Genomic DNA, 1,003 nt, shown 5'->3' with positions numbered 1-1,003 from the left:
TTTGACCACACCCTGTTGTATAACCCGGCTGACCTTCAGACCATCCCATTTCGCGAACATGCACTAACGCTTGTTGCCACTCTTCCAACGCTAATGGGTTGTCCCACACGTTATCTTTTGCGATGTGACCACCCGTTTCTTGAGCAAAATGAGCAAAAGCTGTCACTATGGATTTCTTACAAATTGCATCGGCATCGCGACCATCTGTATAGTCGCCACAGAATGCAGGGAACTTACCAATCGCTCTCAAGAATTTTGTATAGCTGTATTCCGGTGCAGCCATCTGCGTGAGAAAGTCCCACTCGCTGCGAGGAAAAACTCTTTCCACTCGTTTCACGTTATCTGGGTTTGTTGCTAACCCAGCATCAATCGCTTCTACGATTGAATTCGGACGTGTTTCCAACGCCTTAGCCCATATAGCGTACATAGGATCGGCTGTCTTTGCCGTTTCAGCAGCTTGCAGATCAACTTTTGATACAATGTACCCTGTCGGGTTTTGTGGATCGGGTTGTACGTTCATAGCAAATGCACTACTCGCCATAGTGCAGCCAATCAACGTCGATATCAGCGTTCTCTTCAACATTTTCGTCAATTCCTTGTTCTTGTATTTTCAGATGCTTCAAAGTTCAACATCCATTTATAAAGTCATCCAAAACCACTCCAACCCGTGGTGATGAAATGAAAATGAAAAGAAATCTAAGACAACCTGCTTAATAGCAGATAAAGCTGTTCAAAGAATTCTAATCGCAAAAACTATAGTTAATGCAACTAGTATTACTGTGCGAAGTAGAACAATTTTCTACAGGTAAATGTGATTTATAGAATATTTGCGAGTGATAGCTAAGAATGTCTATTGCTAGATTAATTGCTTGCTATTTTTTTGGGTCAAACATCATTCTTTTGAATCAGAGTAAGTTCACGATATCTTTGAGCTGATAATACGATCGATTACATTTTTTCAGTTATCTAGGCGAGTTACATATAAATTAATATTGTTTTTAGT

General features: G+C 40.5%; 1 pseudogene. It reads right to left on the bottom strand.

What is annotated here, in order from left to right:
* Positions 1 to 583, bottom strand: a pseudogene (locus VPNCDNU1_RS29035) (carbohydrate-binding protein); the annotation flags it as partial.
* Positions 584 to 1,003: the final 420 nt, after the last annotated feature.

This window comes from Vibrio penaeicida, assembly GCF_002933855.1.
Taxonomy (GTDB): Bacteria; Pseudomonadota; Gammaproteobacteria; order Enterobacterales; family Vibrionaceae; genus Vibrio; species Vibrio penaeicida_A.
The sequence above is the reverse complement of the archived record's forward strand: the minus strand, read 5'-3'. Positions and strand labels throughout refer to the sequence as shown.